25 protein-coding genes and 1 tRNA gene are annotated in these 25997 nt (G+C 68.0%); 15 read left to right on the top strand and 11 right to left on the bottom strand.

Annotated elements, in window-relative coordinates:
- Positions 1 to 228: 228 nt before the first annotated feature.
- Positions 229 to 1383, bottom strand: coding sequence for a 5-demethoxyubiquinol-8 5-hydroxylase UbiM (gene ubiM / locus QGN17_RS17020; RefSeq protein WP_281045802.1), 1155 nt, complete (start codon positions 1381 to 1383; stop codon positions 229 to 231).
- A 110-nt stretch (positions 1384 to 1493) separates the two neighbouring features.
- Here ubiM and QGN17_RS17015 point away from each other — a divergent pair, with 110 nt between their 5' ends.
- A complete protein-coding gene (locus QGN17_RS17015; RefSeq protein ID WP_281045801.1) occupies positions 1494 to 2279 on the top strand; it encodes a sterol desaturase family protein in 786 nt (261 codons plus the stop codon).
- Positions 2276 to 2635, top strand: coding sequence for a globin domain-containing protein (locus tag QGN17_RS17010; RefSeq protein WP_281045800.1), 360 nt, complete (start codon positions 2276 to 2278; stop codon positions 2633 to 2635). The genes QGN17_RS17015 and QGN17_RS17010 overlap by 4 nt, the downstream gene beginning before the upstream one ends.
- Before the next feature lie 58 nt (positions 2636 to 2693).
- Here the strand turns inward: QGN17_RS17010 and hemN are convergent, their stop codons facing one another.
- Positions 2694 to 4004, bottom strand: a complete 1311-nt coding sequence (gene hemN / locus QGN17_RS17005; RefSeq protein WP_281045799.1) for an oxygen-independent coproporphyrinogen III oxidase — start codon at positions 4002 to 4004, stop codon at positions 2694 to 2696.
- A gap of 105 nt (positions 4005 to 4109) precedes the next feature.
- Here hemN and QGN17_RS17000 point away from each other — a divergent pair, with 105 nt between their 5' ends.
- Together QGN17_RS17000 and QGN17_RS16995 are read left to right on the top strand one after the other, a co-directional pair.
- On the top strand, positions 4110 to 4778 hold the full coding sequence (locus tag QGN17_RS17000) for an OmpW/AlkL family protein (protein ID WP_281045798.1): 669 nt from the start codon (positions 4110 to 4112) through the stop codon (positions 4776 to 4778).
- A 17-nt stretch (positions 4779 to 4795) separates the two neighbouring features.
- On the top strand, positions 4796 to 5308 hold the full coding sequence (locus tag QGN17_RS16995; RefSeq protein ID WP_281045797.1) for a hypothetical protein: 513 nt from the start codon (positions 4796 to 4798) through the stop codon (positions 5306 to 5308).
- A gap of 3 nt (positions 5309 to 5311) precedes the next feature.
- Here the strand turns inward: QGN17_RS16995 and QGN17_RS16990 are convergent, their stop codons facing one another.
- From QGN17_RS16990 to QGN17_RS16975, 4 genes are all read right to left on the bottom strand, one after another.
- The gene (locus QGN17_RS16990) at positions 5312 to 6016 is read right to left on the bottom strand and encodes a Crp/Fnr family transcriptional regulator (protein WP_281046043.1); all 705 of its coding nucleotides are present in this window, start codon (positions 6014 to 6016) and stop codon (positions 5312 to 5314) included.
- 75 nt (positions 6017 to 6091) lie between these two features.
- Positions 6092 to 6208: a cytochrome bd-I oxidase subunit CydX gene (cydX, locus tag QGN17_RS16985; protein WP_281045796.1), complete on the bottom strand. Its 117-nt coding sequence runs from the start codon at positions 6206 to 6208 to the stop codon at positions 6092 to 6094.
- Positions 6209 to 6224: 16 nt separating this feature from the next.
- A complete protein-coding gene (cydB, locus tag QGN17_RS16980; protein WP_390902714.1) occupies positions 6225 to 7358 on the bottom strand; it encodes a cytochrome d ubiquinol oxidase subunit II in 1134 nt (377 codons plus the stop codon).
- Positions 7359 to 7372: 14 nt separating this feature from the next.
- The gene (locus QGN17_RS16975; protein WP_281045794.1) at positions 7373 to 8938 is read right to left on the bottom strand and encodes a cytochrome ubiquinol oxidase subunit I; all 1566 of its coding nucleotides are present in this window, start codon (positions 8936 to 8938) and stop codon (positions 7373 to 7375) included.
- A gap of 96 nt (positions 8939 to 9034) precedes the next feature.
- Here QGN17_RS16975 and cydD point away from each other — a divergent pair, with 96 nt between their 5' ends.
- The 3 genes from cydD to QGN17_RS16960 all read left to right on the top strand — a co-directional run bounded on the left by cydD (position 9035) and on the right by QGN17_RS16960 (position 13097).
- A complete protein-coding gene (gene cydD / locus QGN17_RS16970) occupies positions 9035 to 10669 on the top strand; it encodes a thiol reductant ABC exporter subunit CydD (RefSeq protein ID WP_281045793.1) in 1635 nt (544 codons plus the stop codon).
- On the top strand, positions 10666 to 12216 hold the full coding sequence (locus tag QGN17_RS16965) for an ATP-binding cassette domain-containing protein (protein WP_281045792.1): 1551 nt from the start codon (positions 10666 to 10668) through the stop codon (positions 12214 to 12216). The genes cydD and QGN17_RS16965 overlap by 4 nt, the downstream gene beginning before the upstream one ends.
- 77 nt (positions 12217 to 12293) lie before the next feature.
- Positions 12294 to 13097, top strand: a complete 804-nt coding sequence (locus QGN17_RS16960; protein WP_281045791.1) for a universal stress protein — start codon at positions 12294 to 12296, stop codon at positions 13095 to 13097.
- A 37-nt stretch (positions 13098 to 13134) separates the two neighbouring features.
- On the opposite strand, the gene QGN17_RS16955 is transcribed toward QGN17_RS16960, so the two are convergent.
- Positions 13135 to 13680, bottom strand: a complete 546-nt coding sequence (locus tag QGN17_RS16955; RefSeq protein ID WP_281045790.1) for a GNAT family N-acetyltransferase — start codon at positions 13678 to 13680, stop codon at positions 13135 to 13137.
- A 149-nt stretch (positions 13681 to 13829) separates the two neighbouring features.
- Here QGN17_RS16955 and QGN17_RS16950 point away from each other — a divergent pair, with 149 nt between their 5' ends.
- Both QGN17_RS16950 and fixJ read left to right on the top strand, forming a co-directional pair.
- Complete coding sequence (locus QGN17_RS16950; RefSeq protein WP_281045789.1) at positions 13830 to 15416, top strand: PAS domain-containing sensor histidine kinase; 1587 nt, start codon at positions 13830 to 13832, stop codon at positions 15414 to 15416.
- Complete coding sequence (fixJ, locus tag QGN17_RS16945; RefSeq protein WP_281045788.1) at positions 15413 to 16024, top strand: response regulator FixJ; 612 nt, start codon at positions 15413 to 15415, stop codon at positions 16022 to 16024. The genes QGN17_RS16950 and fixJ overlap by 4 nt, the downstream gene beginning before the upstream one ends.
- Positions 16025 to 16027: 3 nt before the next feature.
- Here fixJ and QGN17_RS16940 read toward each other — a convergent pair whose 3' ends face one another.
- Entirely contained in the window at positions 16028 to 17380 is a 1353-nt protein-coding gene (locus QGN17_RS16940) for a sigma-54-dependent transcriptional regulator (protein WP_281045787.1), read from the bottom strand.
- A complete protein-coding gene (locus QGN17_RS16935) occupies positions 17377 to 19125 on the bottom strand; it encodes an ATP-binding protein (RefSeq protein WP_281045786.1) in 1749 nt (582 codons plus the stop codon). Before QGN17_RS16935 ends, QGN17_RS16940 begins: the two co-directional genes overlap by 4 nt.
- A gap of 196 nt (positions 19126 to 19321) precedes the next feature.
- Between QGN17_RS16935 and QGN17_RS16930 the strand changes: the two genes are divergently transcribed.
- The 3 genes from QGN17_RS16930 to QGN17_RS16920 are packed head-to-tail and all read left to right on the top strand — an operon-like array spanning position 19322 to position 23185.
- On the top strand, positions 19322 to 20668 hold the full coding sequence (locus tag QGN17_RS16930) for a dicarboxylate/amino acid:cation symporter (RefSeq protein WP_281045785.1): 1347 nt from the start codon (positions 19322 to 19324) through the stop codon (positions 20666 to 20668).
- A complete protein-coding gene (locus QGN17_RS16925; RefSeq protein ID WP_281045784.1) occupies positions 20659 to 21660 on the top strand; it encodes an alpha/beta hydrolase in 1002 nt (333 codons plus the stop codon). The genes QGN17_RS16930 and QGN17_RS16925 overlap by 10 nt, the downstream gene beginning before the upstream one ends.
- 31 nt (positions 21661 to 21691) lie before the next feature.
- Positions 21692 to 23185 (top strand): OprO/OprP family phosphate-selective porin, encoded by a 1494-nt coding sequence (locus QGN17_RS16920; protein ID WP_281045783.1) that lies wholly within the window; start codon positions 21692 to 21694, stop codon positions 23183 to 23185.
- A 186-nt stretch (positions 23186 to 23371) separates the two neighbouring features.
- On the opposite strand, the gene QGN17_RS16915 is transcribed toward QGN17_RS16920, so the two are convergent.
- Complete coding sequence (locus QGN17_RS16915; RefSeq protein WP_281045782.1) at positions 23372 to 24454, bottom strand: NmrA family NAD(P)-binding protein; 1083 nt, start codon at positions 24452 to 24454, stop codon at positions 23372 to 23374.
- Positions 24455 to 24544: 90 nt separating this feature from the next.
- Here QGN17_RS16915 and QGN17_RS16910 point away from each other — a divergent pair, with 90 nt between their 5' ends.
- The 3 genes from QGN17_RS16910 (at position 24545) to QGN17_RS16900 (ending at position 25715) form a co-directional block, all read left to right on the top strand.
- On the top strand, positions 24545 to 25078 hold the full coding sequence (locus QGN17_RS16910; protein ID WP_281045781.1) for a winged helix-turn-helix transcriptional regulator: 534 nt from the start codon (positions 24545 to 24547) through the stop codon (positions 25076 to 25078).
- 29 nt (positions 25079 to 25107) lie between these two features.
- On the top strand, positions 25108 to 25494 hold the full coding sequence (locus QGN17_RS16905) for a VOC family protein (RefSeq protein WP_281045780.1): 387 nt from the start codon (positions 25108 to 25110) through the stop codon (positions 25492 to 25494).
- A gap of 86 nt (positions 25495 to 25580) precedes the next feature.
- Positions 25581 to 25715 carry a hypothetical protein gene (locus QGN17_RS16900; RefSeq protein WP_281045779.1) on the top strand — a complete coding sequence of 45 codons (135 nt, stop codon included), beginning with the start codon at positions 25581 to 25583 and terminating at the stop codon, positions 25713 to 25715.
- 122 nt (positions 25716 to 25837) lie between these two features.
- Here the strand turns inward: QGN17_RS16900 and QGN17_RS16895 are convergent.
- Positions 25838 to 25914: transfer RNA gene (locus QGN17_RS16895), tRNA-Met, on the bottom strand.
- Positions 25915 to 25997 lie beyond the last annotated feature (83 nt).

Below are 25997 nucleotides of genomic sequence, written 5' to 3'. Positions count from 1 at the left end.
GAATCCAGCGATCGATCGGGCTTTTGAGCTGGCCAGATCCGGCTTGTATCGGAGCGTGTCGGAAATCCTCCGGCGTTTGACAATGGAGGATCGGGTGATCGTCGAATCCTACCTCCATCAGCCGGCGGCCAGACGGCAACTCATTCTCGTATGCAGCGATGCGTGGCTTTCCACCGACTAGCGCCACGGCCGGCCGCATACCGGATATTGGCCTGGAGAGGCGCCAGACTATCCGAGCAGGTCGACCAGCCCTGACCGCACCGGCGCGAGGCGCGTGCCGGCCGAGATGACGGCCTGACGCAGCATATGGCCTGCCGGGCTTTCGCGCGTGAACAGCCGCGTGATCGCATTGGTCGCGAGATACAGCGGGCGCGTTTCGCGGCGATGCCCGATCGCATAGCGCCCAAGCGCGCGCGCGACGTCGGTTTCGTCATGTAGCGCCCGCGAAAGCTCTTCGGCGAGCCGTCGCTGCCCCATCAGTCCGAAGTTGAACCCGTGGGCGGTCACGGGATGCATGCCGATCGCGGCATCCCCCGCCAGCGCCACGCGCCCCGCCGCGAACCGATCGGCGCAGGTGACGACCAGCGGATAGGCGTGTCGGGAACTCGCGATACGGACCGCACCCAGTCGCCCGGCAAGATGGCGGCAGACGTAGGCGGACAGGTCCGCATCGTCGATCCGCATCAATCGTGCCGCTTCCGCAGGCGTGACGGTCAGCACGATCGAGGACTGCCCCGGCCCGAGCGGCAATGTGGCGATGGTCAGCCCATGCGCGAACCACTCGGTCGCGATCCGGTCATGCGGCCGGTCATGAAAAACGCGGAAGACGAGCATCGTCTTGGACAGATGGCGAATCTCGGCGCCGATCCCGAAGAGGCCGCGCAGCATCGACAGGCGGGAGTCGGCCGCGATCAACGCCCTGCCCCGCATCGAGCGGCTGGAGGCGAGGTCCACGACGACGCCATCCCGCCCCTCATCCCGCGCCCCGCGCACCTCCTCTCCGGTCGAAAGTTCGATCCCCGGCCGCTCGCGCACGACATCGAACAAGGCGGTGCGGATACGAAAATTCGGCACGAGATCGCCCAGCGAGCCGCGCCCGTCGGCCGGCGACAATGCCATCGCACGCCGGCCATGACCATTCAGGACGCGCGCGGCACGAAGCGGGAATATCTCGTCGGGCGGCAGCCTCTCCCACGCCCCCAGCTCGGTGAGGATTGCCCGCGAAGTGCGGGTCAGCGCGATCTCCCGTCCGTCGAAGGCGGGGCGCGCAAGCCGATCCGGCTCCTGCCGCTCGACCAGCGCGACCGAACATCCCCGGCTCTCCAGACTGGCGGCGAGCGCAAGGCCGACCGGCCCCGCCCCGATGATGATCGCGTCGTGCATCCCCGCCCGATGCAGACGCGGCGACCCGTTCCGCTTTGACCCCGGTCAAAACTCTCCGCCCGCGCGCGCCGTAAAGCCAAACCACCATCGACTGCGCGGAAGGCAGCCCCATGACCCTGAAACGATCCGCGGCCCGTACGGGACGCGCGCTGTGGCGCAAGCAGCATCATCTCGGCCGGATGGGGCTGCGGGAACTCGTCCATGCCTTCTTCGGCCATTATGCGATCCAGGCCTATCTGTTGCTGTTCGTCGCATCGCTGATCCTGTTCGCGATGGACCCGATGGACGCCCCGCGATCGTGGGCGACGGTCAGCCTTGTCATCCTGGCCTATCCGCTCGTCTGGTACGGGCTGCATCGCTGGGTTCTCCATGCGCGATGGATGTTCAAGGTGCCTGCGCTCGCCGGTGTCTGGAAGCGCATCCATTACGACCACCATATGGACCCCGATCATCTGGAGGTGCTGCTCGGCGCGTTGCGCACGACGCTCCCCACCATCCTGCTGGTCTCGGCGCTGCCGGGCTGGCTGATCGGCGGTCCAAGCGGCGCGTTGCTGGGCTTCGCAACGGGGCTGGCGATGACCTGCTTCTACGAATTCTGCCACTGCATCCAGCATCTCGGGTACAAGCCGCGCCACCCGGCCCTCGCCGCCATGAAGGCCCGCCACATGGAACATCATTTCCATGACGAGGACGGCAATTTCGGCATCACCAACTTCGCGTGGGACAAGCTGTTCGGCACCTATTACCGCCGCCCGGAACGTCCACGGAAAAGCTCCACCGTCTTCAACCTCGGCTATGACGAGGCCATGGCGCGACGCTACCCACGCGTGTTCCAGCTGGGCAGCCGGGCGCCTTCCTCCCGCCGCCAGCGCCTGCGCGAAGGCGGCCGGTCGTGACGCCGTTCCAGCGGATCGGCGGGATCGAGGTCGTCCGCGCCCTTTCCGACGATTTCTACGATCGCATCGAGGCGGAGCCGCGCTTCGCCGAGCTGCGCGCGCTCCATGCCGACATGCAGGGCGTCCGCGCCGCCTTCGCGACATGGTTGTCGGCGTGGCTGGGCGGGCCGCCCCTGCCGCCCGATCCGCGCGGCTGCATCATGAGCCGGCACCGCGCCATGGGCTTCGGCAGGGTACCCGCCGCGCAATGGATCGCGGCGATGGAGCGGTCGCTCGCCCTGCACATCGAGGATGCCGAACTGCGCGCGTCGATGCTCGCCGCCTTCGGCCGGATGGCGGCGGCGATGCTCGTCTAGGATTTGTTTTGCCGCGATTTCCGAGTCAGCCGATGATCCCATCGGCTTTGAAATCGCTCTAGCGATAGCGATCGAACGCCGACGCGACGATCCGCATATAGGGCGCCGCACCGGGCGGGATCGTCAGCATGTCCCCGTCGATCGTGACCAGATGCCGCACGCCGAGTTGGCCGAGCCTGTCGAGCGCTGGCCGGAAGACCTGCGGATCGTGCCCATGGCGACCGGCGACAGCGGCGAGATCGACGCGCCGGTTGCACAGCAACCGCTCGATCGCCTCGGCCGTCATCCGGTCTTCCGCATCGCGCGCGACACCGCGCGCGGTCGCGAGACAGCCGGACAGCGCGACCGCGCGATACCGCCCAATATGCTTCTCGTTCTGCGCGAGCAGGCCCGGAAACTGGCTGATCGCGGAGGCGCCGAGGCCGATCACCGCCTCGCCCGGCTCATCGGTGAAGCCCTGAAAATTGCGCCTCAGCCTGCCCGCCTGACCGGCGCGAGCCAGCGCATCCGCCGGCAGCGCGAAATGATCGAAGCCGATCGCCCGATAGCCGGCCGCCACCAGCAGGTCGTGCGCTCCGCTAGCCTGCCTGAAACGGTCCGCCCCGCGCGGCAAAGCACTCGCATCGATCATCCGCTGGCGGGGCAGCAGGCGGGGATGATGGGCGTAGCCGAACAGGGCGATCCGATCCGGCCGCATCGTCAGCGTCCGCGCGATCGTATCGGCGACATCATCGATGGTCTGTGCGGGCAGACCATGGAGCAGATCGAAGTTGATCGCGGGGACGCCGGCCTCGCGCAGCTCTCGCACCACGCGCTCCACCATATCCGGGGGCTGGATGCGGTTGATCCGCGCCTGCACGTGCGGCGCGAAACATTGCACGCCGAGGCTCGCGCGCGTCACGCCCGCTGCCGCCAAGGCGCGCGCATAGCCCGCATCGGCGAGACGGGGGTCGAGCTCCACCGCGATCTCCGGCCGCTCGACGGTCGCAAAGCATGTCCGAAGCTGCCCGATCAGCGCCACCAGCATGTCGGCGGGCAGCGCATTGGGGCTGCCGCCGCCGAAATGGATCGACACCACCCGCCCCCGCATAAGCCGCGCGACCGTCTCGATCTCGGCCCGGAGCGCCGCGACATAGCGGCCGAGCCGCTCGCCCCGCCCGATCGCGCCGGTGTTACAGCCGCAATACCAGCAAATCTCCCGGCAATAAGGGATGTGGACATAGAGCGAGACCGGCATATCCGCCGGCACGCCCGCCAGCGCCGCCGCCTGATCCGATGCCCCGATGCCGTCGTGAAATTCCACCGCGGTCGGGTAGCTGGTGTAGCGCGGCACCGGTCGCTCGTAGAGTTCGGGGATATAGGCCGTCATGCGCCGAACCTGCCCCCGACGACACGATCCGTCTTTGCGCCGCGTCAATGTCGCGCCGCGCCCGCCGGCCTAGCCCCGCCTCGGTTCTGACTGAGGAGACTGACGATGCGGATCAAGATGCTGCTGCTGGGCACGGCGATGCTGGCGGGCGCGGCGGCGGCCCCGGCACGGGCGCAGGCGGCCGACGACTATCAGCACTGGATCGTGCGGCTGCGCGCCATCCGGGTGACGCCGACAGAGCGTACCGGGCCGATCGCGCCGACCTTCCCGACGGCGCACACCGCCATCACCAACGCCTACGCGCCGGAGTTGGATTTTACCTACATGGCGACGAAACATGTCGGCGCCGAGCTGATCCTCGCCACTACCAAGCACGACATCCAGGGGCGCGGCGCGCTCGACGGGCTTGGCAAGGCCGGCCACACCTGGGTGCTGCCGCCGACGCTGACGCTGCAATATCACTTCCTGCCCGACGGCCATGTCCGGCCGTATGTCGGCGCCGGCATCAACTATTCGATCTTCTATTCGGAGAAGGCGAGCGGCGCGCTGCAGAGCGCGATCGGCAGGACGAAGCTCGGCCTCAACGACAGCGTGGGCTATGCGCTGCAGGCGGGCGTCGATGTGGACATCACGCCGCGCGTGTTCGTCAACCTCGACCTCAAATATATCGACATCGACACCACCGCGCGGCTCACCACGGGCAGCCTCGTCAATCGCGAGCGCGTGCATCTCGATCCGCTGGTGCCGGGCATCGGCATCGGCATGCGCTTCTGACGACAGGAGAGGCCGGCATGGGCAGTCTGTTCCCCGGCAACTGGCACATGATCGACGAGATCGATCTGGTCGCCATGGTGGCCGATCATGCCGGTCTCTCGCGCCTGTGCGACGATCTGGAGGCGCTGGCGGATGCGCTCCCCACGCTTCCCGGCATGGAGGCCGCCGGCCGCCTGCGCGACGATCTGCTGCATTTCCTGCCGGCGCATGACGCGCGGGAGCGGCATCTCTGCCGCCGCCTGTTCGATCAGACGGCGGATGGCGGGGTGGCCAGCGCCATCGTGCATCAAATCGAGACTGGCCGCGCCGCCTGCATCGTCCAGGGGCAGGATCTGGCGACCGCCCTCGATCCCGGCGCGATGCCGACCACGGCGAACACGCTCGGTTACATGCTGCGCTGCTTCTTCCAGTCATGCCGGCAGGCGATGGCGTTCGAGGAACTGGCGATCCTCGATCTCGCCGGCGATCGCCTCACCGCGCCGGCGCGCGTGCTGCTCGTGGCGAGCCTGACGCGCCGCTGCGCCGCCTGACGCTCAGGTCTCCGCCGCCAGCCCCTGCAAATCCGCGCGCCGCAGGATCGTGACCGCCCGCCCGCCGGGCAGCGCGATGATGCCGGCCGCCTTTAGTCTGGTCATCTGGCGGCTCACCGTCTCGATGGTGAGGCCGAGCACGTCGGCGATCGCGCCGCGCGACAGCGGCAGGTCGAACGTCTGCGGGCCGCCCGGCGTTGGCCGCGCACCGCCCATCTTCTTCGCCATGTCGAGCAGGAAGCGCGCGATCCGCTCCTCGGCGGACTGGCGCGCCAGCATCAGCTGCCGCCCCCGCGCCTCGTCCAGCGTCGTCAGCGTCCGGCGGAGCAGCTCGCGCTCCAGCTCGTTGTGCCGCTCCAGCGTTTCCTCGAAGGCGGGGCGTGGGAAGACGCAGATCTCCGCCTCGCTGAGCGCCGTCACGTTGTAGTCGGTGCGCGGGGCATAGGGCCGCCCCACGAAATCGGCCGGATAGAGCAGGCCGACGGTCTGCTCCCGCCCGTCGGCGGTGGAGGCGGAGAGCTTGAACAGGCCGGAGAGGATGTTGGCGCAGCTGCGGCTCTCCTCCCCCGCCCAGGCGATCGTCTCGCCGCATCCGACCCGGCGCCTGCGGCCGATCCGGTTGAGATCGGCCAGCCCGCTGTCGTCGAGGCTGCCGCACAGCGCCACGTCGCGCACCGCGCAGCCTTCGCAAACCTGCCCGCATTCCATCGTCACGACCCCCGTTTACGCGCCGAAGCCGCCACGGCATCCCGCGACGGCTTCGTCCTTTCACGATGGGGCGGCCTATTCCCCGCGCGCCTCCGGCTCTCCTTCGGGCAGGTGGAATTCATGCCACATGCCGTTCAGAACGCCGAAGCCGACCGCCAGACCGAGCCCCAGGACCCAGGTGAAATACCACATGGAAAAATGCCTCCTATCAGTAGAAATCCGGATGGGTGGTGACGAGCCGGGTGGTCACCCGGCCGCGCATCACCCGGAACACCCAGGCCGTGTAGGCCAGCACGATCGGCAGGAAGACGCAGGTGACGAACAACATGATGCCGAGCGTCTTCTCGCTGGATGATGCGTTCCAGGCCGTCAGGCTCGAATGGGGATCGATGCTCGACGGCAGGATGTAGGGGAACATCGACAGGCCGACCGTCGCGATGATCCCCGTCGCCGACAGCGAGGAGCCGCCGAACGCCGCCCACTCGCTGCGCGTCTGGATGCCAAGCAAGGCGAGCAGCGCGCCGCCGAAACCCAGCACCGGGGCGATCAGCATCCACGGATGCAGACCGTAATTGGCGAACCACGCGCCCGGCGACGCGACACTGGTGGTGCGCAGCGGATTGGACGGGCCGAAGGGATCGGCGACACCCTCGATCCGGAAGCCGAGCTTCGCCGCCATCACGCCCCCCAGCGCGAAGAGCAGGATCGAGGCGATGCCGGCGACCGCGCCGAAGCGACGGGCGCGGGCATGAACCGGGCCATGCTCCACCTTCAGCGCCACCCAGGCCGATCCGTGCAGCACCAGCATCGCGACGGAAAGCAGGCCGGCCAGCAGCGTGAAGGGCGTGAACAGGCCGAGGAAGGCGCCCTCGTAGAAGGCCCGCAGATCGCTATCGAGGCGGAAGGGCGCACCCTGCAGCACGTTGCCCACCGCCACGCCGAACACCAGCGCGGGCACGAAGCCGCCGACGAACAATGCCCAGTCCCACCGGCTCCGCCATTTCGGGCCGGGCCTCTTGGATCGGTACTTGAACCCGACGGGCCGCAGGATCAGCGACGCCAGCACCAGGAACATGGCGAGGTAGAAGCCCGAGAAGCTGACGGCATAGACGAACGGCCAGGCCGCGAAGATCGCCCCTCCGCCAAGGATGAACCAGACCTGGTTGCCCTCCCACGTCGGGCCGACCGAGTTTATGACCATGCGACGCTCGGCATCGGTCTTCGCCACGAAGGGCAGCAGCGCCGCGGTGCCGAGATCGAAACCGTCGGTGAGCGCAAAGCCGATCAGCAGGACGCCCAGCAGCGCCCACCAGATCAGGCGCAGGATTTCATAGTCGAACATCGTCATGCCTCCTTTCAGGCGGTGATGGAGGTTGCGGGGATCGGATCGGCGAGAGGCGCCAGATCATCCTCGACCGGGCCGTGCGCGATCGTCTTCAGGATCAGCCGCACCTCGATCACGGCGAGCGTTCCGTAGAGCAGGGTGAAGCCGACGATCGTGGTGATCAGCGCGACCGGGGTGAGCGAGGAGGATGCGAGGAAGGTCGGCAGCACGCCGTCGATCGCCCAGGGCTGGCGGCCGATCTCGGCCAGCGCCCAGCCCAGCTCGATCGCGATCCACGGCAGCGGGATTGCCCACACCGCCAGCCGCAGGAACCAGCGGGTGCGGGTGTGGATCCTCAGCGAACATAATGCGAAGGCGGTGGCGAACAGCGCGATCATCGCGAAGCCGATCGCCGCCATGGTACGAAACGACCAGAACATGAAGGGCACGTCGGGCACCACGTCCCACGCCGTATCGGCGATCAGCTGCGGGCTGGCCTTGCGCGGATCGTCGACATGGCGCTTCAGCAGCAGGGCATAGCCCAGATCGCGCTTGTGCAGCTCGAACACCTGCCGCGCGGCGAGGTCGTTCGGGTTAGCCTTGAGCTTCTGCACCGCATCGTAGGCGATCACGCCCGAGGTGATCCTCTCCTGCGCCTTCAGCACCAGCTCGGACATGCCCGTCACCTGTCTGTCGAGGCTGCGGGTGGCGATCAGGCCCAGCACGTAGGGAATCTCGACCTTGTAGCGCGTCTCCCGCGCATGGACGTCGGGGATGCCGACAAGCGTCAGCCCGGCGGGGGCCGGCGCCGTGTGCCAGGCAGCCTCGATCGCGGCGAGCTTCATCTTCTGGTTGTCGGTGAGCGCATAGCCGCTCTCGTCGCCCAGCACGACGACCGACAGCGAGGACGCGAGGCCGAACGCCGCCGCCACCGTCATCGATCGCTTCGCGACCTCGGTGAAGCGCCCGCGCAGCAGCCAGAAGGCCGAAACGCCGAGCACCAGAACCGACGCGCAGACATAGCCGGCGCTGACGGTGTGGACGAACTTCGCCTGCGCGATCGGGTTGAACAGCACGGCGCCGAAATCGGTCACCTCCATGCGCATCGTATCGGGATTGAAGCTCGCGCCGGTGGGGTTCTGCATCCAGCCGTTGGCGATCAGGATCCACAGCGCCGACAGGTTGGTGCCGAGCGCGACCATGAAGGTGACGATCAGGTGGCCCAGCCTCGACAGGCGATCCCAGCCGAAGAACATCAGCCCGACGAACGTCGCTTCGAGGAAGAAGGCCATCAGCCCCTCAATGGCCAGTGGCGCCCCGAAGATGTCGCCCACATAATGCGAGAAGTAGGACCAGTTGGTGCCGAACTGGAACTCCATGGTGAGGCCGGTGGCGACGCCCAGCACGAAATTGATGCCGAACACCTTGCCCCAGAAGCGGACGGTGGTGCGCCATATCTCGCGGCCGGTCATCACATAGACCGATTCCATGATGACCAGCATGAACGACATGCCGAGCGTCAGCGGCACGAACAGGAAATGGTAGAGCGCGGTCAGCGCGAACTGCAATCGTGAGAGATCGACGACCGTCGGGTCCATATTGCGTCTCCTTCAATGCGACGCGTAATCGGGCGATGCGGCCCCCGCCTTGACGGCCGTCAAAGCGTGCGCCGCCCGTCCATGCGATGGGGGGACATGACCGCGACCGCCCTCGCCCCGTCCGAAACCCGGCGCTACCTCTCCGGCGTCGCGGGGCGGAGGTGGCCCGCGACGGCCCTGCTCCTGCTCGACACCGTGGCCGCGATCGGGTTCGCGGGCGGACTTGCCGGCGGTGTCGCCGCGATCGCCAAAGGCTCCGCCAGCCCATCTGTCTGGCTGGCGCTGATGCTCGCCTCCGGCCTCGCGCGGGGGGGCTGCGCGGTGCTGTCCGCGCGGGTGGGCGCGCGCGATGCCCGCGACGCGAAGGCCGCGCTGCGTCGTCGCATCGCCGGGGCCGCGCTGCACCAGCCGATCGGGCAAGGCGATACCGGCACGCTCACCGCCGCCGCGATCGACGAGGTGGAGGCGATCGACGGCCATGTCGCGCGCTTCCTGCCCGCCCGCCACGCAGCGACGATCGGCCCGCTGCTGGTGCTGATCGCGGCCGGGTGCGCCAGCCCGGTATCGGCCGCGATCATGGCCTTCACGCTCATCCCCTTCATCGCTGCCATGACCCTCGCGGGCGGTGCGGCGGCCGACGAGACGCGCCGGCAATTCGCCACCATGGCCGGCCTTTCCGGCCTGTTCGCCGACCGGATACGCGCTCTGCCGATCGTCCTCGCCTTCCGCGCCGAGAATACGGAAGCGGCGCGCATCGGGGACGCGGCCGGCGAAGTCGCGGACCGGACGCTCCGGGTGCTGGCGATCGCCTTCCTCTCCTCCGGCGCGCTCGAATTCTTCGCCGCGCTTTCGGTGGCGCTAGTGGCGGTCTATGCGGGGTTCGACCTGCTGGGCCTGCTGCCATTCCGGGTGCCCGAGCATCTCGATCTCGCACGCGCCTTCTTCGTGCTGGCGCTGGCGCCCGAATTCTATGCGCCGATGCGCCGACTGGCCGCCGCCTATCACGACAAGCAGATGGCGGAGGCGGCCGCCGAGCGGCTGCAGGCTCTGGAGGCCTCCGCCGAGCCGCTTGCCGCCCCGGCCTCGAAAACCGGGCAGCCTCCCGCGATCCGCTTCGACGACGTGACCATCCGCTACCCCGACACGGATCGCGACGCCGTTCACGGCTTCTCCCTCGCTGTCATGCCGGGAGAGACGGTGGCGATCATGGGGGCGTCCGGGGCCGGCAAAAGCAGCCTGCTCCACCTGCTGCTCGGCCTCGCGCCATTATCCAGCGGCACTGTCACGATCGACGGATGCGCGCTCGCTGCATCCGGCCGGCCGGATGCGGGCTGGGCGAGCCAGTCCCCGCTGATCCTCCCCGATTCGCTGCGCGAGAATATCACGCTCGCCCGGCCGGACGCCGACGAGGCCGACATCCTCGCCGCCGCATTCGCCGCCGGCCTCGCCCGCGTGCTGGACAGACGCGGCCTCGATACGGTGCTCGACGCCAGGGGCAGCGGGCTGTCCGGCGGCGAGCGGCGACGCATCGGCCTCGCCCGCGCGCTGCTCCACGACGCACCGCTCCTGCTTCTGGACGAGCCGACCGCCCATCTCGACGAAGCGTCCGAGAGCGCGCTGATCGAGACGATCATGCGGCAGGCGCGCGGCCGCACCACTCTCATCGCCACGCACAGCGCCCGGCTGGCGGCCATCGCCGATCGCGTCGTCCGACTGGAGCAACCTGCATGACGCTCCGCGATCTGATCGCCGCCGAGGCGCGGCCGGAGCGGCGGCGTTTCAGGCAGGCGGCCGCCCTTGCCGCGCTGGTCGGGGCCGCATCGAGCCTGCTGCTGGGCCTGTCCGGCTGGTTCATCACCGGGGCGGCGCTCGCGGGCCTCGCCGGGCCGATCGCGGCGCAGGGCTTCAACTATCTGCTGCCGAGCGCCGGAATCCGCCTGCTCGCCATCCTGCGCACTGGCTCGCGCTATGGCGAGCGCCTGACCGGCCATGCGGCAGCGTTGCGCACGATGGCGCGGGTACGTGGCCGTCTGTTCCTGGGCAGCGCGCGCAGCCCGGCCGCCCTCGCGCTCGGTACGGGCGAAGCGTCGAGCCGGCTGGTGCAGGATGTCGCCGCGATCGAGGCCGGGCTGGTGCGCCGGTCGACCGGCTGGGGACTGGCCGCGTCCGCCCTGAGCGGGGCAGCGCTCATCTGCCTGGGTGGGGTTATGGCGCTCGGCTCGACGATGGCGTGCCTGGCCCTTGCCATCGGTGTCTGTCGGGCCATCGCGGCGGGATCGGAGCGTCCGGCACGAACGAGCCAGCACGAAGCCGGCCTGCTCAAGCAGCAATTCGCCGAACTCGCCGGCGCCCGCGCGGAATTGCGCTGCTACGGGCTGGAGGAATGGGCCGCCCGGCGCATGGCCGACCGCAGCCGCGACTTCGGGGAGGCGCAACGCCGGCTCACCGCGCGCGCGGGCCTGTACGAAGCGGTTCTGGGTGCGACGCTCGCCCTTGCCGCGACCGGAGCGCTTTTCTTGGCGATCCCGTCCGGTGCCGCGATCGCTGCGCTGACCGCATTGGCGGCGGCCATGACGATCGACGGTGCAGCGCCTTTCGTCCGCGATATCGCCGCACGCGCCTCCGTCCGCGCCGCCGAGGCCCGCCTCGATGCGATGCTGACCCCCGCGTCGGTTCGTCTGCCGTCTCATCAGTCCACCGCCGGGCCGCTCCGGCTCGCGAGCGCGGGCCGTATCGCGCTCACCGGTCCCTCCGGTTGCGGCAAGACGACGCTGGTCGAGATGCTGATCGGCCAGCGTCCGCTGTCACCGGGCGTCGCGGCGCTCGACGGACGCGATCTCGCCGCCCTGTCCGTTCCCGAGCGACGCGCCCTGTTCGCCTGGTGCCCGCAGGATGCGATGCTGCTCACCGGCACGGTGCGCGACAATCTCCGTCTCGCGGCGCCCGGTGCCGGTGATGAGGCGCTCTGGTCGGCGCTGCACGACGCCGCGCTCGACGACCGTGTCCGGCAACTCGGCGGGTTGGACCTGTGGATCGGCGAGGACGGCATCCGCTTGTCGGGCGGCGAGCGGCGGCGGCTGGCGCTCGCCCGCGCGCTGCTGTCTCCAGCGCCGATCCTGCTGCTCGACGAACCGACCGAGGGGCTCGATGCCACGACGGAAGCGCAACTCGTCCGGCGGCTCGACGCACGGCTGGGGCGTATGCGGCAGGGCCTGCTGCTGGTCAGCCACCGCACGGCACCGCTGGCCTTGTGCGCGGCGACGTTGCTCGCCGCCTGACTGCGTAGCTTTGCGGATGCCGGAACGCGTCTAACCGCCCTAGCCTGCGTAGACCACGAAGAGGATGGAGGCTCACGATGAAGAACGTGCTGCTGCCGGTGCATGACGATGCGGGCCAGGAAGCCCGCTTGCAGGCCGCGCTGGACCTCACCCGGACGCTGGGCGGGCACCTCACCTGCCTCGCCGTCGTGGAGGCGCCCACTCTCGCCGCCGATGCGATGAGCGGCGACGCCTATGCGATCCTTAGCGAGGCCGCTCAGGCCCAGGAGGCGCCCAACGCCGGGCGACTGCGCGACCGGCTCCCCGTCGAGGATGTCGCCTGGGACTGGCAGGAGGCGATGGGCGACGTGGCGGAAAGCCTGGTCGCCGCCGCCGGCATGGCCGACGTCATCGTCGCCAGCCCGAAGATCCGCTGTTTCCCCGGCCATGCCCAGCGCGAACTCGCCGCCGACATCCTTACCCGGTGCCGCGCCCCCGTACTCGTCGTTCCGGAAGGGCATGGCGGCTTTCACGCCGACGGCCGGGCATTGGTGGCGTGGAACGGATCGGATCAGGCGGCCGCGGCGTTACGGGCGGCGACCCCGCTGCTCGGCCTCGCCAGCCGGACGATGATATTGGAGATCGACGACGGCACGGTGAAAGCCCCCGCCGAGGACGCCGCCGCCTATCTGTCCCGTCACGGCGTGAAGCCGGTGATCCGGCGTGAGCGCGGGCACCAGGCGCCGGTCGCCGCGATGCTGCGCGACGCGCTGAGGACGGGGCGGTTCGATTATGTGGTGATGGGCGCCTATTCGCGCTTCCGCATCACCGAGGCGCTTCTCGGCGGCGTGTCCCGCGATATGCTGCGGACCTGCCCCATACCGCTGTTCATGGCGCATTGACGCGAACCGCCCCGTATCGCGATGGCGGCGGGGCGCGTCATGCGCCGGCCAGCGGGCGCGTGGCGATCATCTCATGCGCGCACTCGTCCTGACGGACCGAGAAGCCCATCTCGCGCTCCAGCGCGATCGTCCCGACATTGTCGCCCGCCTCGATCGAGCGCACCGCCTTGAGGCCGCGCGCGCGCGCATGGCGGAGCAGATGATCGAGCATCGCCCAGCCGATGCCATGCCCCTTGAGATCGCTGCGTACGACCACCGCGACCTCGCCCTGGACGCCATCCTCGTCGATAGCCAGCATCGCCGTCGCAACCGCTTCGCCCTCCGCATATGCGAGAAAACTCTCCGTGCGATCGTGATCGACCCGCGTCATCGCGTGGATGCGCGCCGGGTCCACCTGCCGGATCGCGCTGAGGAAGCGGTAGCGCAGGTCTTCGGGCGACAGGGCGGCAAACAGGGCCGCCATGACCGGCTCGTCCTCCGCGACGACGGGCCGGACGTGGAGCGTCATTCCGCAGCGCGTGGGCAACGCGACGGAATGGTCTGCGGCACCTGTGACCTGCGCTTCGGGTGGTGTCTGGATCATGCCGATCTCCTTTCGGGATGCCCCACGTCTCGCGCGCGCGCCAGCACCGCGCTATTGGGGCTTTCCCGTATGGGATCGCGCGCTTGCGGCCTTTAGCGTCCGGCACGATGATGGCCGCGACACAGGCAAGAGACACCGAACCGAGGACGATGGCCGTACCCTGGCAGTTCGCCATTATTCCCCTGCTGACCACAGCTGCGGCGTTCGGCTGGCTGTTCGGGCGCCGGGCGCGCACCGCGTGCGGCCGTGCGCAGATGTCGAGCGAATTGTCGCTGTTGATCGACGGCGCCACCAACTACGCCATCTATATGCTCGACACCGGCGGGCATGTGACGATCTGGAATCGCGGCGCCGAACGGATCAAGGGATGGGCGGAGGCGGAGGTGCTCGGCCGCCACACCGCGATCTTCTATACCCCCGAGGATGCGGACAGCGGCAAGCCCGCGCGCGATCTCGCCTTCGCGACGGCGCATGGCCGGTTGGAGGAGGAAAGCTGGCGGCTGCGCAAGGACGGCAGCCGCTTCCTCGCCAGCGTCACCATCACCGCGCTCAGCGATGCGCGCGGGCGCCATGTCGGCTTCGGCAAGGTCGTCCACGACGTGACCGGGCAGCGTGCATCCGAAGCCGCGATCGAGGCGCGCGAGATGCAGCTTCGCTCGATCCTCGCGACCGTGCCCGATGCGATGGTGGTGATCGACGACCGGGGGATCATCTCCTCGTTCAGCGCGGCCGCCGAACGCCTCTTCGGCTATGCCGAGGCAGACGTGCTGGGCCGGAACATCAGCCTGCTCATGCCCCAGCCTGATCGCGACGCGCATGACGATTATCTCGCGCGCTATCTCGATACCGGCGAACGGCGGATCATCGGCACCACGCGCCGCGTCTTCGGGCTGCGGCAGGACGGATCGATCTTCCCGCTGGAATTGGCGGTGGGCGAGGCGATCGGCGGCGGGCAGCGTGTGTTCACCGGCTTCATCCGCGATCTTTCCGCGAAGGAGGAAAGCGAGGCGCGCCTCGCCGCCTTGCAGGCCGAACTGTCCCATGTCTCGCGTCTCAGCGCGATGGGCACCATGGCCTCGACGCTGGCGCACGAACTCAACCAGCCGATCGCGGCGGTGGCCAATTATGTCGAGGCCTCGATCGACCTGCTCGATGGCGAGATGGCGGATCGCACCGCGATCCTGCGCGATGCGCTGAAGGATGCTGCCGGCGAGGCGTTCCGCGCCGGCAGCATCGTGCGCCGGCTTCGCGCCTTCGTGGCGCGCGGCGAGGTGGAGAAGACGGTCGAGCCGCTGGAGCCGCTGATCGAGGATGCCAGCGCGCTCGGCCTCGCCGGCGCGGCCGAACGCGGCATCGTCGCGCGCCATCGCATCGATCCCGATGCCGGGCCGGTGCTGGCTGATCGGGTGCAGATCCAGCAGGTGCTGGTCAATCTGCTGCGCAACGCCGTGGAGGCGATGTCTGGGGGCGGCATGCTCGAAATCCGGGCGACGGGCGAGGGCGCGCAGGCCCACCTGATCGTGGCGGATGACGGCCCCGGCCTTTCGGCCGAGGTCCGCGATCGGCTGTTCGAGGCCTTTTCCAGCACCAAGCGCGACGGCATGGGCCTTGGCCTGTCCATCTGCCGCACCATCGTGGAGGCGCATGGCGGCCGCATCTGGGCCGTTTCTCCGCCGTCGGGCGGCACCGAATTCCACTTCACTCTCCCCCGCCCCGACACCGAGGACGCGGCATGACGACGCACCGGATGGTCCATCTGATCGACGACGAGGAGGCGCTGCGCCGATCGGTGGGCTTCCTGCTCAGGACATCCGGCCACGCCGTCACCACCTGGGACAGCGGCGTCGCCTTCCTGAAGGAGGCGCGTCATGCCGAGCCGGGCTGCGTGCTGCTCGACGTCCGGATGCCCGAGATGGACGGGCTGGAGGTGCAGCGGGCGATGGCCGAACGCGGCATCGCCATGCCGGTCATCATCCTCACCGGCCATGGCGACATCGGCATGGCGGTGGCGGCGATGAAGGGCGGCGCCGTCGATTTCCTCGAAAAGCCGTTCGAGAAAGCGGCGCTGCTCGCGGCGGTGAAGGCGGCCTTCCTCCGGCTCGACGGCCAGGAACAGGCGCAGGATCGCGCGCAGGACGCCCGCACGCGCATCGCCCTGCTCACCCCCCGCGAGCAGGACGTGCTGGCCGGGCTGGCCAGGGGGCTGCCCAACAAGTCGATCGCCTACGATCTCGACATCAGCCCGCGCACGGTCGAGGTGCACCGGGCCAATCTGATGACCAAGCTGGACGTATCCAGCCTGTCGGATGCGCTCCGCCTCGCCTTCGCCGCCGAGCGGGGATGAGCGTCACCTCTTCCGGGGCTGGCGATAATCCGCAGGGATGATGCCGTAGCGGCTGAGCTTGTCGTAAAAGGTCTTGCGGGGAAGATCCAACCGCTCGAGCGTCCGCTGGACGTCCCCGTCATTCAAGCGCAGTTCGTTGCGGATCGCCGCCGCCTCGAAGGCGCGGGTGCGCTCGCGCAGCGGCCTGCGCACTTCCTCGTCGTTCGCATCGTCGGGAGGCGCTCCGTCCAGGCCCAGCACAAAACTGCTCGCGACATGACGCAACTCGCGGACATTACCCGGCCAGTCATGATCCTGCAGGCGCCGGACGACCTCGTCCGTGATCGCCCGCGCGGGCCGGGCCTGACGCTCGGCCTCCTCCTGCACGAAATGCGCGAACAGCAGGGGAATATCCTCGATCCGTTCACGCAATGGCGGCATCCGCAGCCGCACGACGTCGAGCCGGTAGTGAAGATCCGCGCGCAGCCGTCCGTCGGCGATCAGCCGATCGGGGCTCTGCTTGATCGCGGCGATCACCCGGATGTCGATCGCGATCGGCTGGTCGCCGCCGATCGGCATGACCTCCCGCTCTTCCAGCACGCGCAGCATCCGGACCTGGAGCGGCAGAGGCATGGAATCGAGTTCATCGAGGAAGAGGCTTCCGCCGCTCGCCGCCGCGATCCGCCCGGTGCGCGACAGGCGGCCACCGGGAAGCGCGCCGTCCTGATGCCCGAACAGCTCGCCCTCGGCCAGCTGTTCGGGCAGCGCGCCGCTGTTGATCGCCACGAACGGCCTGCCCCGCCGTGCGCCCCAGCGGTGGAGCAAAATGGCGGCAAGCTCCTTGCCGGTGCCCGTCTCGCCCTCGATCATCACATCGACATCGGCCTGCGCGAGCTGGCGGATCGTTTCGCGCAAACGCTCCATCACCGGGCTGCGGCCGATCAGCACTTCCTCCCCCGCCTCGGCGGCCGCGGCGCGGAGCCGCCGGTTCTCGAGCGCGAGGCGCCGAGTCTCCAGCGCGCGCCGCACGCTTGCGATCAGTACGTCGCTGCCGAACGGTTTGGTCAGGAAATCCCAGGCGCCTTCCTTCAGCGCCGCCACCGCCATCGCCACCTCGCCATGGCCGGTGACGAGGATGACGGGCAGTTCGGAATCCATCGCGCGCAACGCCCGGAAAAGCTGGAGGCCGTCCATTCCCGGCATCCGCACATCGGTGACGACGATGCCGGGGAAATCGCGGTCGATCGCCGCCAGCGCCGCCTCGGCGTTCGCAAAGGGCTTGGAGCGCAGCCCGGCGAGCGCCAGCGTCTGCAGGTTGGCGGTGCGCAGATCCGCATCGTCATCGACGAAGGCGACGGTGTCGATCGTCTCGGTCATGCGCGCCTCAGGGTCAGCAGGAAGGCGGTCGTCCAGCCGGGCGGCGCATCGCCGACGTCCAGCTCTCCGCCGAATTCGCGGGCGATGTCGCGCGCGATGCCCAGGCCAAGGCCAAGGCCCGCCTCCTTGGTGGTGGCGAAAGGGGCGAACAGGTCACCGCGCGCGGCCTCCGCAATGCCCGAGCCAGTGTCGGCGATAAGGATGCGGACGGTATCGGCTTCCACATCGACGAGCAGGCCGATCCGTGGCCTTGGCTGCCCGGCAAGCGCCTCGAGGGCGTTGTGCAGCAGGTTGACGAGGATCTGCTCAAATCGGATCGGGTCGGCCAGCACGGCAACGGCCGGGACGGATACCCGCTCCAGCATCACACCCGCGCTGCGGATCAGGTGGCCGACCAGCAGCAGCGTTCCGTCGATCGCCTGATCGATCGGGACCGGGCGCAGCGTCCCGGTGCCGCGCCGGGCGTAGCTGCGCAGTTCCGCCGTGATCGTGCCGATCCGCTGCGTGAGGCCGGCGATCGCTTCCAGATTCTGCCCCGCCGTCGCCGCATCGCCGCGCGCGAGGAAGGCGGTGCCATTCTCGGCCAGCGTGCGGATCGTCGCGACGGGCTGGTTGATCTCGTGCGCCACCGCCGCGGTGATCTGCCCGATCGAGCCGAGCCGGTTGGCATGGGCGAGCGCCTCACGCGCATCGCGGAAGCGGGTCTGCGCCGCCTCCAGCTCGGCGGTGCGCGCCGCGACCTCGTCTTCCAGCACCCGCCGGAGGCTCGCCGCGAGTGCGGCGCGGCTGCTGGCGCGCAGCCACCAGCCGAGCGGTAGCAGCAGCAGCACCGCCGCGCCGATCAGGATCAGCCGCGCGGTCGCCAGATAGGCGGCGCGCACCGGCGCGAGCGGCTCGAAGACGGTCAAGCGCCAGCCGGGGACGGGAACCGGCGTGTCGGCGGCGGCGGATTGCTGAGCCCCGATATCAACCAGCGCATCGCCGGCCGCACTGATCGGCAGAGGAGCCAGCGGCGCACCGCCATATTGCCGGGTACGCCGCATCTCGGCGATCTGGGCGGTCGGCAGCGCGTGGGTGGTGCCGAAGCGCCAGCCCGGTCGATTGGTCAGCAGCACGACGCCATCGGCGCCGGTGACAATGACGGTGCCGGGCGCCGGCCCCCATCCCCGCTCGACCGCGCCGAAGACGAACTTGACGACGATGACGCCCTGGCCGCCTGCGACCCGTCGTGACAGGAACAGGCCCGGCTCGCGGCTGACCGTGCCGAGGCCGAAGAACTCGGCCGAACCGGCGCGCATCGCGCGGGTGAAATAGGGGCGGAAACTGTAATCCTGCCCGACGAAGCTGCTCGGCAGGCGCCAGTTGCTCGCCGCGATCGTCCGCCCTCGCGCATCGAGCAGGTAGACGACCGAGCTACCGAGCTCGCCGGCAATGTCTTCCAGCTTGCGGCTGGCGCGATCGCGAGCACCCGCATCACCGCCGAGCGCCGCGACAATCTCCGGCTGTTCGGCAAGCACGACCGGCAGCAGGCGGTATTTCTGCAGTTCCGATACCAGCAGCGACGCGCGCGAGGCGGCGGCGATCTGCGCGGCGCGGCGGGCCTCGTTGCGGGCCTGCTGATCCGCCCACACGTCGCCCGCCCAGGCGAGCAGGATCAGGGAGGCCAGATACAGGATCGCTGCGATGACGATACGCGGCCGTAGATCGGCGGGCACGAAGGCGAATCGAGCAGGATTGTCGTTCATCGAATGTCCGAAAAATCGCACCTCAGGCTTCATGTATGTGCGGAAATCCACACACACCAGTCAATCTCTAATCATCAACCAGCTGATTAGAGACGATATTTTTCCATCGAAATGTCGCTGGCGCCGAAAGCGAGGCGCGTTACGCTTGGCCCCGTCCCGACACACGGAGAAGATCGGGCAGTATAGAGGATACGCCTTGGCCCATTTCCCCGCCACCGGAACGCCCGCGCCCGAGAAGGCGCGTCACTGGAGCGGCCATCTCTATATCCAGGTTCTGGCGGCGATCCTGTGCGGCGCGCTGCTCGGCCATTTCGCCCCGGCGACCGGCGCGGCACTGAAGCCGCTCGGCGACGCCTTCATCGCGCTGGTGAAGATGGTGATCGCACCCGTGATCTTCCTGACCCTGGTGACGGGTATTGCCGGCATGGGGAATCTCGGCGGACTCGGCCGGGTCGTCGGCAAGGCCTTCGCCTACTTCCTGTTCTTCTCGACGCTCGCGCTGATCCTCGGGCTGATCGTGGCGCACATCGTCCAGCCGGGCGCGGGCCTGCACATACAGCCCGCCCAGCTCGATCAGAGCGCGGTGAAAAGCTATGCGAAGGCCGCGCACGACCAGACGATCACCGGCTTCCTGCTCCACGTCATTCCGACCACCCTGGTGTCGCCCCTCACCGACGGCGACATCCTGCAGACGCTGCTGATCGCGGTGCTGTTCGGCATCGCCACATCGCTGGTCGGCGAGCCGGCGCGGCCGGTGATCGAGCTGCTCGAGCGTTTCTCGGCGATCGTCTTCCGTATGGTCGGCATCCTGATGCGCGCGGCGCCGATCGGCGCGTTCGGCGCCATGGCCTTCACCGTCGGCAAGTTCGGCGTCGGCAGCCTCGCCAATCTCGCGGGGCTGGTCGCGACCTTCTACCTCACATCGCTGATCTTCGTGCTGGTGGTGCTCGGCGCGGTCGGCTGGGGCTGCGGATTCTCGATCCTGAAGCTGATCCGTTACCTTCGTTCCGAATTGCTGCTGGTGCTCGGCACCTCCTCCTCGGAAGCGGCCCTTCCTGGCCTGATCGAGAAGATGGAGGCGGCCGGCTGCGCCAAGCCGGTCGTCGGCCTCGTCGTGCCGACCGGCTACAGCTTCAACCTCGACGGCACCAACATCTACATGACGCTGGCCGCCCTGTTCATCGCGCAGGCCTGCGACGTGAACCTGACGCTGGGCCAGCAACTGCTGCTGCTCGGCGTCGCGATGCTGTCATCCAAGGGCGCGGCGGGCGTCACTGGCGCGGGCTTCATCACACTGGCCGCGACGCTCTCGATCGTGCCCGACGTACCGGTCGCCGGCATGGCGCTGATCCTCGGCGTCGATCGCTTCATGAGCGAATGCCGCAGCCTCACCAACTTCGTCGGCAACGCGGTGGCGACGATCGTCGTCGCCCGCTGGGAGAATGCGCTCGATCACGAGCGGCTGACCGCCGCGCTCGACGGGCATCCCAAGCCGCGCCGCCGCGATCCCGACATCACCAACGGAGCCGAAGCATGGACCTGAACCGGCGCGCCCTGATCGGCGCCTCCCTCGTCGCCGGCACCGCGATGAGCCTGCCCGCCCGCCTCTCCGCAGCCCCCGGCGCGGTCGAGGAGATCGATCTGTGGCCCGGCACCCCGCCCGGCCCCGGCGGCGGCCACGGCCCCGAACGGACCGGCCAGACCGGCAAGGGGATCGGCGCGGTATCCGGCATCACCCGCCCGCGCATCCGCGTCTACCGTCCGGCACGACCCAACGGCACGGCGATGCTGGTGATGGGCGGCGGCGGCTATTTCCGCATCCAGGTGGCGAACGAAAGCACGCCCACCTGCCGCTGGCTCCAGCAGATCGGCGTCACCGCGTTTGAGCTGCTCTATCGCATGCCGGGCGACGGCTGGCCGCGCGAAGCCCCGTTTGCGGACGCCCAGCGGGCGATGCGGCTGATCCGATCGCGCGCCGCCGATTTCGGCTTCGACGCGCCCAAACTCGGCGTGATCGGCTTCTCGGCCGGCGGACACCTCGCCGGCATGACCGCGGTGATGCCCGACGCCCCGCGCTATCAACCGATCGACGCGATCGACCAGCATTCGGCGCGCCCTGTCGTCGCCGGCCTGATGTACCCGGTGCTGACGCTGCGTCCGCCCTTCGACACGACGCGATCGGTGCGCGAGCTGATCGGCACGCATCCGTCGCCCGAAATGTCGGCCGAATGGTCCGTGGAGACGCACGTCTCGGGCCGCACCCCGCCGACCTTCACCGCGCAGGCCGCGGACGATCCGATCGCGCCGATCGACAACAGCCTGCTGATGTTCGACGCGCTGCGGAAGGCCGGCGTGCCGCACGAGATGCACATCTTCCAGAAGGGCGGGCATGGCTGGGGCCTCGGCGATCCGGGGTCGCTGGTCTCCGCCTGGCCGCGCCTCTTCACTGCCTTCGCCAAGGCGCAGGGACTGTTCGGCGCAACGGCGGCCGACAGACCCGATCCGGCATCGAGCGAACCCACCGACAACGACTGACACGACCGAACAGAACAGAAGGAAAAGGGGTATGAGGATTCGAATGTTCCAGCGCCTGGCGCTGGGCAGCAGCCTGTGCGCGCTGCTGACCGCCACGCCGGCACTCGCCGCCAAGGCACCCACCAATGCCGAGCTGGCCAATCTCGTGAAGGCGCAGGCGGCCGAGATCGCCGAGTTGAAACAGCGCCTCTCCGCCGTCGAGGCACGCGAGCAGCAAGCGTCGGCCACACCTGCCGCCCCGCCGGTACAGACCGCCGCGCAGGCGCAGCAGGCACGGACCGACGCCCAGATCGCCGCCGCCGCGCAGGACACCAAGGTCGACGAGGTTTCCGACCTGCAGGCCAAGGTCGCGCAGCTCGACGCGCGATCGAAACACGGCGTGAAGGTCGACTGGAAGGAGGGCGGCCCTACCTTCGAGAGCAACGACGGCTTCTTCAGCTTCCACCCGAACGGCCGCATCGTCGCGGATGTCTCGTCCACCAGCGGCTCGAGCTATCACGCGCGCAATCTCACGGGGACCGAGTTCCGCGATCTGCGCCTGGGCGCCGAGGGCAATATCGGCAAGCTCGGCTACAGCCTCGACGTCGACTTCGCGGGCAACGTGGTCTCGGTGAAAGAGGCCTATATCACCTACGAGACGAAGATCGCGGGGCTTGGCAGCAAGACCTATCTCGGCAATTCGCTCAACGATCGCTCGATCGAGGGGTCTACCGAATTGGTGTCGATCCCGTTCGCGGAGCGAAACGCGGTCGCATCGGTGGCGGTGCCGCAGATCGGCTATTTCGGCCTCGGCCTGCAGGAGCGGATCTTCGGCAGGGGCTGGCACGTCAGCGCCGCGGTGAAGGGTGGGGACAATGGCGACAATGACGGCACCCACAACGACAACATCGCCTATTTCACCCGCGCCCACGTCAACCCGATCCTGAGCAAGGACGCCTTCATCCACATCGCCGGATGGGCCTATTACGAGAATCTCAACAAGACGGTGACCTCGATCAACAAGACGAGCGCGATCGCCACCGACTTCAACGACGAGGTGCGCGTCTCGGCCAGCTCCATCTCCAACGTGAAGGCTGATAACGGCTATGGCGCCGAACTGGGCGCCGGCTGGCATTCGCTGTGGGCGTTCGGCGAATACGGCCAGCGCACGATCCGCGTCCACGGCACGGGCGAGAATATCGATCAGAAGGCTTGGAGCGCCTATGGCGGGTGGTTCATCACCGGCGAGAAGGTGCCCTACGCTTCCCGCTCCGGCGTATTCACCCGTCCCAACGTTCTGCGCCCGCTAACGCAGGGCGGCCCCGGCGCGTTCGAACTGCTCGCCCGCTACGACAAGTACGATTTCAAGGATGCGCCGCGCGGCGGCGACGGACATGCCATCACGGTCGGCGGCAACTGGTATCTCAACGACATGTTCGATCTGAAGCTGAACTATATCCGCTGGACGACCGACAATATCGTCGGAAGTTTCCCCGGCAAGGACACCGGCAATACCGTTCTCTTGCGGGGCGAAATCGTTTGGTGACGGCCAGGGAAGGCATCGAAGGCGGGATGACCGGCGGCAGAGCCGGCCCCGCTGGCTTCTGCCTCGACCTCGACCTTCACATAGCCACGATAGCAGGCTCCGCTGTCTGTCTTCACGAATTGCCTCCGCATGCGGCGGGCGCTCCCGTTCGACTTTTCTGATTCATATCGGGTATTTGGCAATCGATCAGATCGCGCCGCGTCGCTGATCCTCACTCAATTTCAGAATCCGCCGGTTGGTGATCGTTCCGGGCTGAACCCGCTCCCAGAGCGTCTCCGTGCCCTCCTCCCTGGCGCGTTGCTCGTGGCGCCTGATCCAGTTTTCCGCGCTTCGGATCCGTCCGGGGTGGATTTCGTCCAGCAGCGCGTAATCACGGGTGATGACATCGTGCTTCCACTGGTTCCAGAAGCCCGTGAAATTTTCGCGAAAGCTCATCGTGCTCTTGTCAGCCGGATCGGCATTATAGCCGGCGGGCTGCGCCGCGATGGTGGGGATCGACGCGAAATAGGTATCCAGATCGGTGTCGATATAGCGCGCCGGGTGCCCGGTCACCCGTTCGAAAGCAGCGGCCAGATCGGCGTAGCCGACATGCTCGATCGCGACCTCCAGATCCATCCCGTTGGCGCGCTCGGGATGGTCGAACAGCCAGCGGACATAATAAGCGCAATCATCAAGCGCGACATGGACTACGCGCCCCTCCCCCAGCGGCACGCGCCATGTCAGGACGCCATTCTCCATCCGCGGCGTCATCGGCGTTCCGGCCGAAAACGCCATTTCGATGTATGGGCCGCTGGTGAACAGGGCGGCGCCCATCCTGTGCCCGTTCGATCGGTTCTGGTTGAGGATCCATTCCCCGATCCGTCCCTTGCCGTCATAGTGGCCGGTGCGGAATTCCGAGCGATAACCCGCCTTTTTCAGGGTGTAGTCGAGATTGCCGTAGACGAGGAACCTCACGCCTTCCTCCAGCGCGATCTCATAGGCGCGGATCGCCCAGAACATCTCGGTCTTTTCGCCGGCGTTGAAGCCATCCAGGTTGATGAAGACACCTTCGCAGGCCCGCATTCCTTCGCGCAGCATGGCCTCATCGGCGAAGGTACCCTCGAGAAAGGACACATTCCCCATCGCCGCCAACTGGCTGGCGCGTGGCGAGCAGGAATCGCGCGTCAGGGCGAGCACCGCATAGCGGCCATCGCTGACCAGCCCTTTCACGACCGGCAGGCCCTGCGCGCCGGTGCCGCCGATCACGAAGATCCGGGAGATGTCCGACATGCTCGACTCCAAAATCGTTGATGCCGGACCACGTAACTCTTATGATAGGAGCATATCAACTCTTATTATGAGAGTTGTATTGGTTGGAGGATGGCGCGCGATATGCGGTCCAAGGGCTTCGATGGGATGGAGTGCTCGATTGCGGAGGTCATGAGCGCGCTCGGCGATCGCTGGGGGCTGCTCATCATGCGTGACCTTCTGCTCGGCCTGACCCGCTACGACGACCTGCGCCAGTCGAGCGGTATCACGAATGCGACCCTGTCGGATCGCCTGAAGTCCCTCGAGCAGACCGGGCTTGTGGAGCGCCGCCTGTATCAGACGCGACCCGACCGCTATGAGTATATTCCCAGCGCCAGGGGACGGGACATAGCCCTGCTGCTGCAGGCGATGGTGCAGATCGGCGACACATGGCGCCGAGAGCAGCGGCGTGCCCCCCCAATGCGCTTCGTCAACGCCGTTTCCGGTCATCCCCTGAGCCTGACACTGGTCGATCAGGACGAGGGCGCGAGCAGGGAGGCGCTACCGATCTCCCTTGAGGCCGGCCCCGGCGCGGATGCCCTCATGCAATGGCGCATTGCCCACGGCCGGCCCGAGCGTATCAAGCGGAAAGCGGCCCGTTCCTGATCCTTCCCCCTCGCCATCCGGAGCCTGCCATGCTGTCACACACCACGATCGGTATCCCCGACGTGCAAGCCGCCCGCCGCTTCTATGATCCCCTGCTGGACCAGCTCGGGCTCGCCCTGAAATTTTCCGAGGAGCAATGGGCGGGCTGGAAGAGCCCTGATGCGGATCGGCCCCTGTTCATCATCGCGCGCCCCTTCGACGGGGCCGCCCCCACGCGTGGAAATGGGCAGATGATCGCTTTTCTGGCCACGTCCCGGCTACAGGTCGATGCCTGCCACGATCTGGCCATGCGCAACGGCGGCACAGACGAGGGAAGGCCGGGCCTGCGCCCGGATTATCACGAGCAGTATTACGGGGCCTATTTCCGCGACCCGTTCGGGAACAAGCTCTGCGTGTGCTGCCATAACCCCGATTGAATGCGGGTCGATTTCGCCCTGTACCACATCGGATAGGCGCCGCTTCGGATGCGGCCGGCAGCTGCGCGATGTGATCGAGGTCACCTATGTCGATTTCACCCGACGCCCTCGAGATGACGACCGCGCTGCTCGACCGCATTTGCGGCATCGTTGAGACCGGCAACGACAACCGCGACAACCGCCACTCGCCCTCGAAGAGATCCTTTTGGGACGCCGATTGACACGGCGCCGGGTCGTTGAGCTGGTTTGGCGTGCGATCTCCTCGCGAACCGGAGACTCGCGCAAATCTTGCGCATAACAGACAACCGCCCGGACCTTGGGTCGGGCGGTTGCGTGTCGAACTTGGTTGCGGGGACAGGATTTGAACCTGTGACCTTCAGGTTATGAGCCTGACGAGCTACCGGGCTGCTCCACCCCGCGCCAATTTAATCCTGCCAATGCAGGTGATGTGAATGGGTTCGGATAGTTTTAGTTTAGCGCACGTATCGTAAAGCCTGGCGGCG

Source organism: Sphingomonas oryzagri, from assembly GCF_029906645.1.
In the GTDB taxonomy this organism is placed as follows: domain Bacteria; phylum Pseudomonadota; class Alphaproteobacteria; order Sphingomonadales; family Sphingomonadaceae; genus Solisphingomonas; species Solisphingomonas oryzagri.
This window is presented reverse-complemented; position numbering and strand designations above follow the sequence as displayed.

Coding starts and splice junctions, on each gene's coding strand:
- QGN17_RS16940 (WP_281045787.1), bottom strand. CDS start 17,380: ATGACCGAGACGATCGACACCGTCGCCTTCGTCGATGACGATGCGGAT.
- QGN17_RS17000 (WP_281045798.1), top strand. CDS start 4,110: ATGCGGATCAAGATGCTGCTGCTGGGCACGGCGATGCTGGCGGGCGCG.
- QGN17_RS16905 (WP_281045780.1), top strand. CDS start 25,108: ATGCTGTCACACACCACGATCGGTATCCCCGACGTGCAAGCCGCCCGC.
- QGN17_RS16925 (WP_281045784.1), top strand. CDS start 20,659: ATGGACCTGAACCGGCGCGCCCTGATCGGCGCCTCCCTCGTCGCCGGC.
- QGN17_RS16960 (WP_281045791.1), top strand. CDS start 12,294: ATGAAGAACGTGCTGCTGCCGGTGCATGACGATGCGGGCCAGGAAGCC.
- QGN17_RS16975 (WP_281045794.1), bottom strand. CDS start 8,938: ATGGACCCGACGGTCGTCGATCTCTCACGATTGCAGTTCGCGCTGACC.
- QGN17_RS16935 (WP_281045786.1), bottom strand. CDS start 19,125: ATGAACGACAATCCTGCTCGATTCGCCTTCGTGCCCGCCGATCTACGG.
- QGN17_RS16965 (WP_281045792.1), top strand. CDS start 10,666: ATGACGCTCCGCGATCTGATCGCCGCCGAGGCGCGGCCGGAGCGGCGG.
- QGN17_RS16995 (WP_281045797.1), top strand. CDS start 4,796: ATGGGCAGTCTGTTCCCCGGCAACTGGCACATGATCGACGAGATCGAT.
- QGN17_RS16990 (WP_281046043.1), bottom strand. CDS start 6,016: ATGGAATGCGGGCAGGTTTGCGAAGGCTGCGCGGTGCGCGACGTGGCG.
- QGN17_RS16950 (WP_281045789.1), top strand. CDS start 13,830: ATGGCCGTACCCTGGCAGTTCGCCATTATTCCCCTGCTGACCACAGCT.
- QGN17_RS17015 (WP_281045801.1), top strand. CDS start 1,494: ATGACCCTGAAACGATCCGCGGCCCGTACGGGACGCGCGCTGTGGCGC.
- cydD (WP_281045793.1), top strand. CDS start 9,035: ATGACCGCGACCGCCCTCGCCCCGTCCGAAACCCGGCGCTACCTCTCC.
- QGN17_RS16920 (WP_281045783.1), top strand. CDS start 21,692: ATGAGGATTCGAATGTTCCAGCGCCTGGCGCTGGGCAGCAGCCTGTGC.
- QGN17_RS16955 (WP_281045790.1), bottom strand. CDS start 13,680: ATGATCCAGACACCACCCGAAGCGCAGGTCACAGGTGCCGCAGACCAT.
- QGN17_RS16900 (WP_281045779.1), top strand. CDS start 25,581: ATGTCGATTTCACCCGACGCCCTCGAGATGACGACCGCGCTGCTCGAC.
- cydX (WP_281045796.1), bottom strand. CDS start 6,208: ATGTGGTATTTCACCTGGGTCCTGGGGCTCGGTCTGGCGGTCGGCTTC.
- fixJ (WP_281045788.1), top strand. CDS start 15,413: ATGACGACGCACCGGATGGTCCATCTGATCGACGACGAGGAGGCGCTG.
- QGN17_RS16915 (WP_281045782.1), bottom strand. CDS start 24,454: ATGTCGGACATCTCCCGGATCTTCGTGATCGGCGGCACCGGCGCGCAG.
- cydB (WP_390902714.1), bottom strand. CDS start 7,358: ATGTTCGACTATGAAATCCTGCGCCTGATCTGGTGGGCGCTGCTGGGC.
- QGN17_RS16910 (WP_281045781.1), top strand. CDS start 24,545: ATGGCGCGCGATATGCGGTCCAAGGGCTTCGATGGGATGGAGTGCTCG.
- ubiM (WP_281045802.1), bottom strand. CDS start 1,383: ATGCACGACGCGATCATCATCGGGGCGGGGCCGGTCGGCCTTGCGCTC.
- hemN (WP_281045799.1), bottom strand. CDS start 4,004: ATGACGGCCTATATCCCCGAACTCTACGAGCGACCGGTGCCGCGCTAC.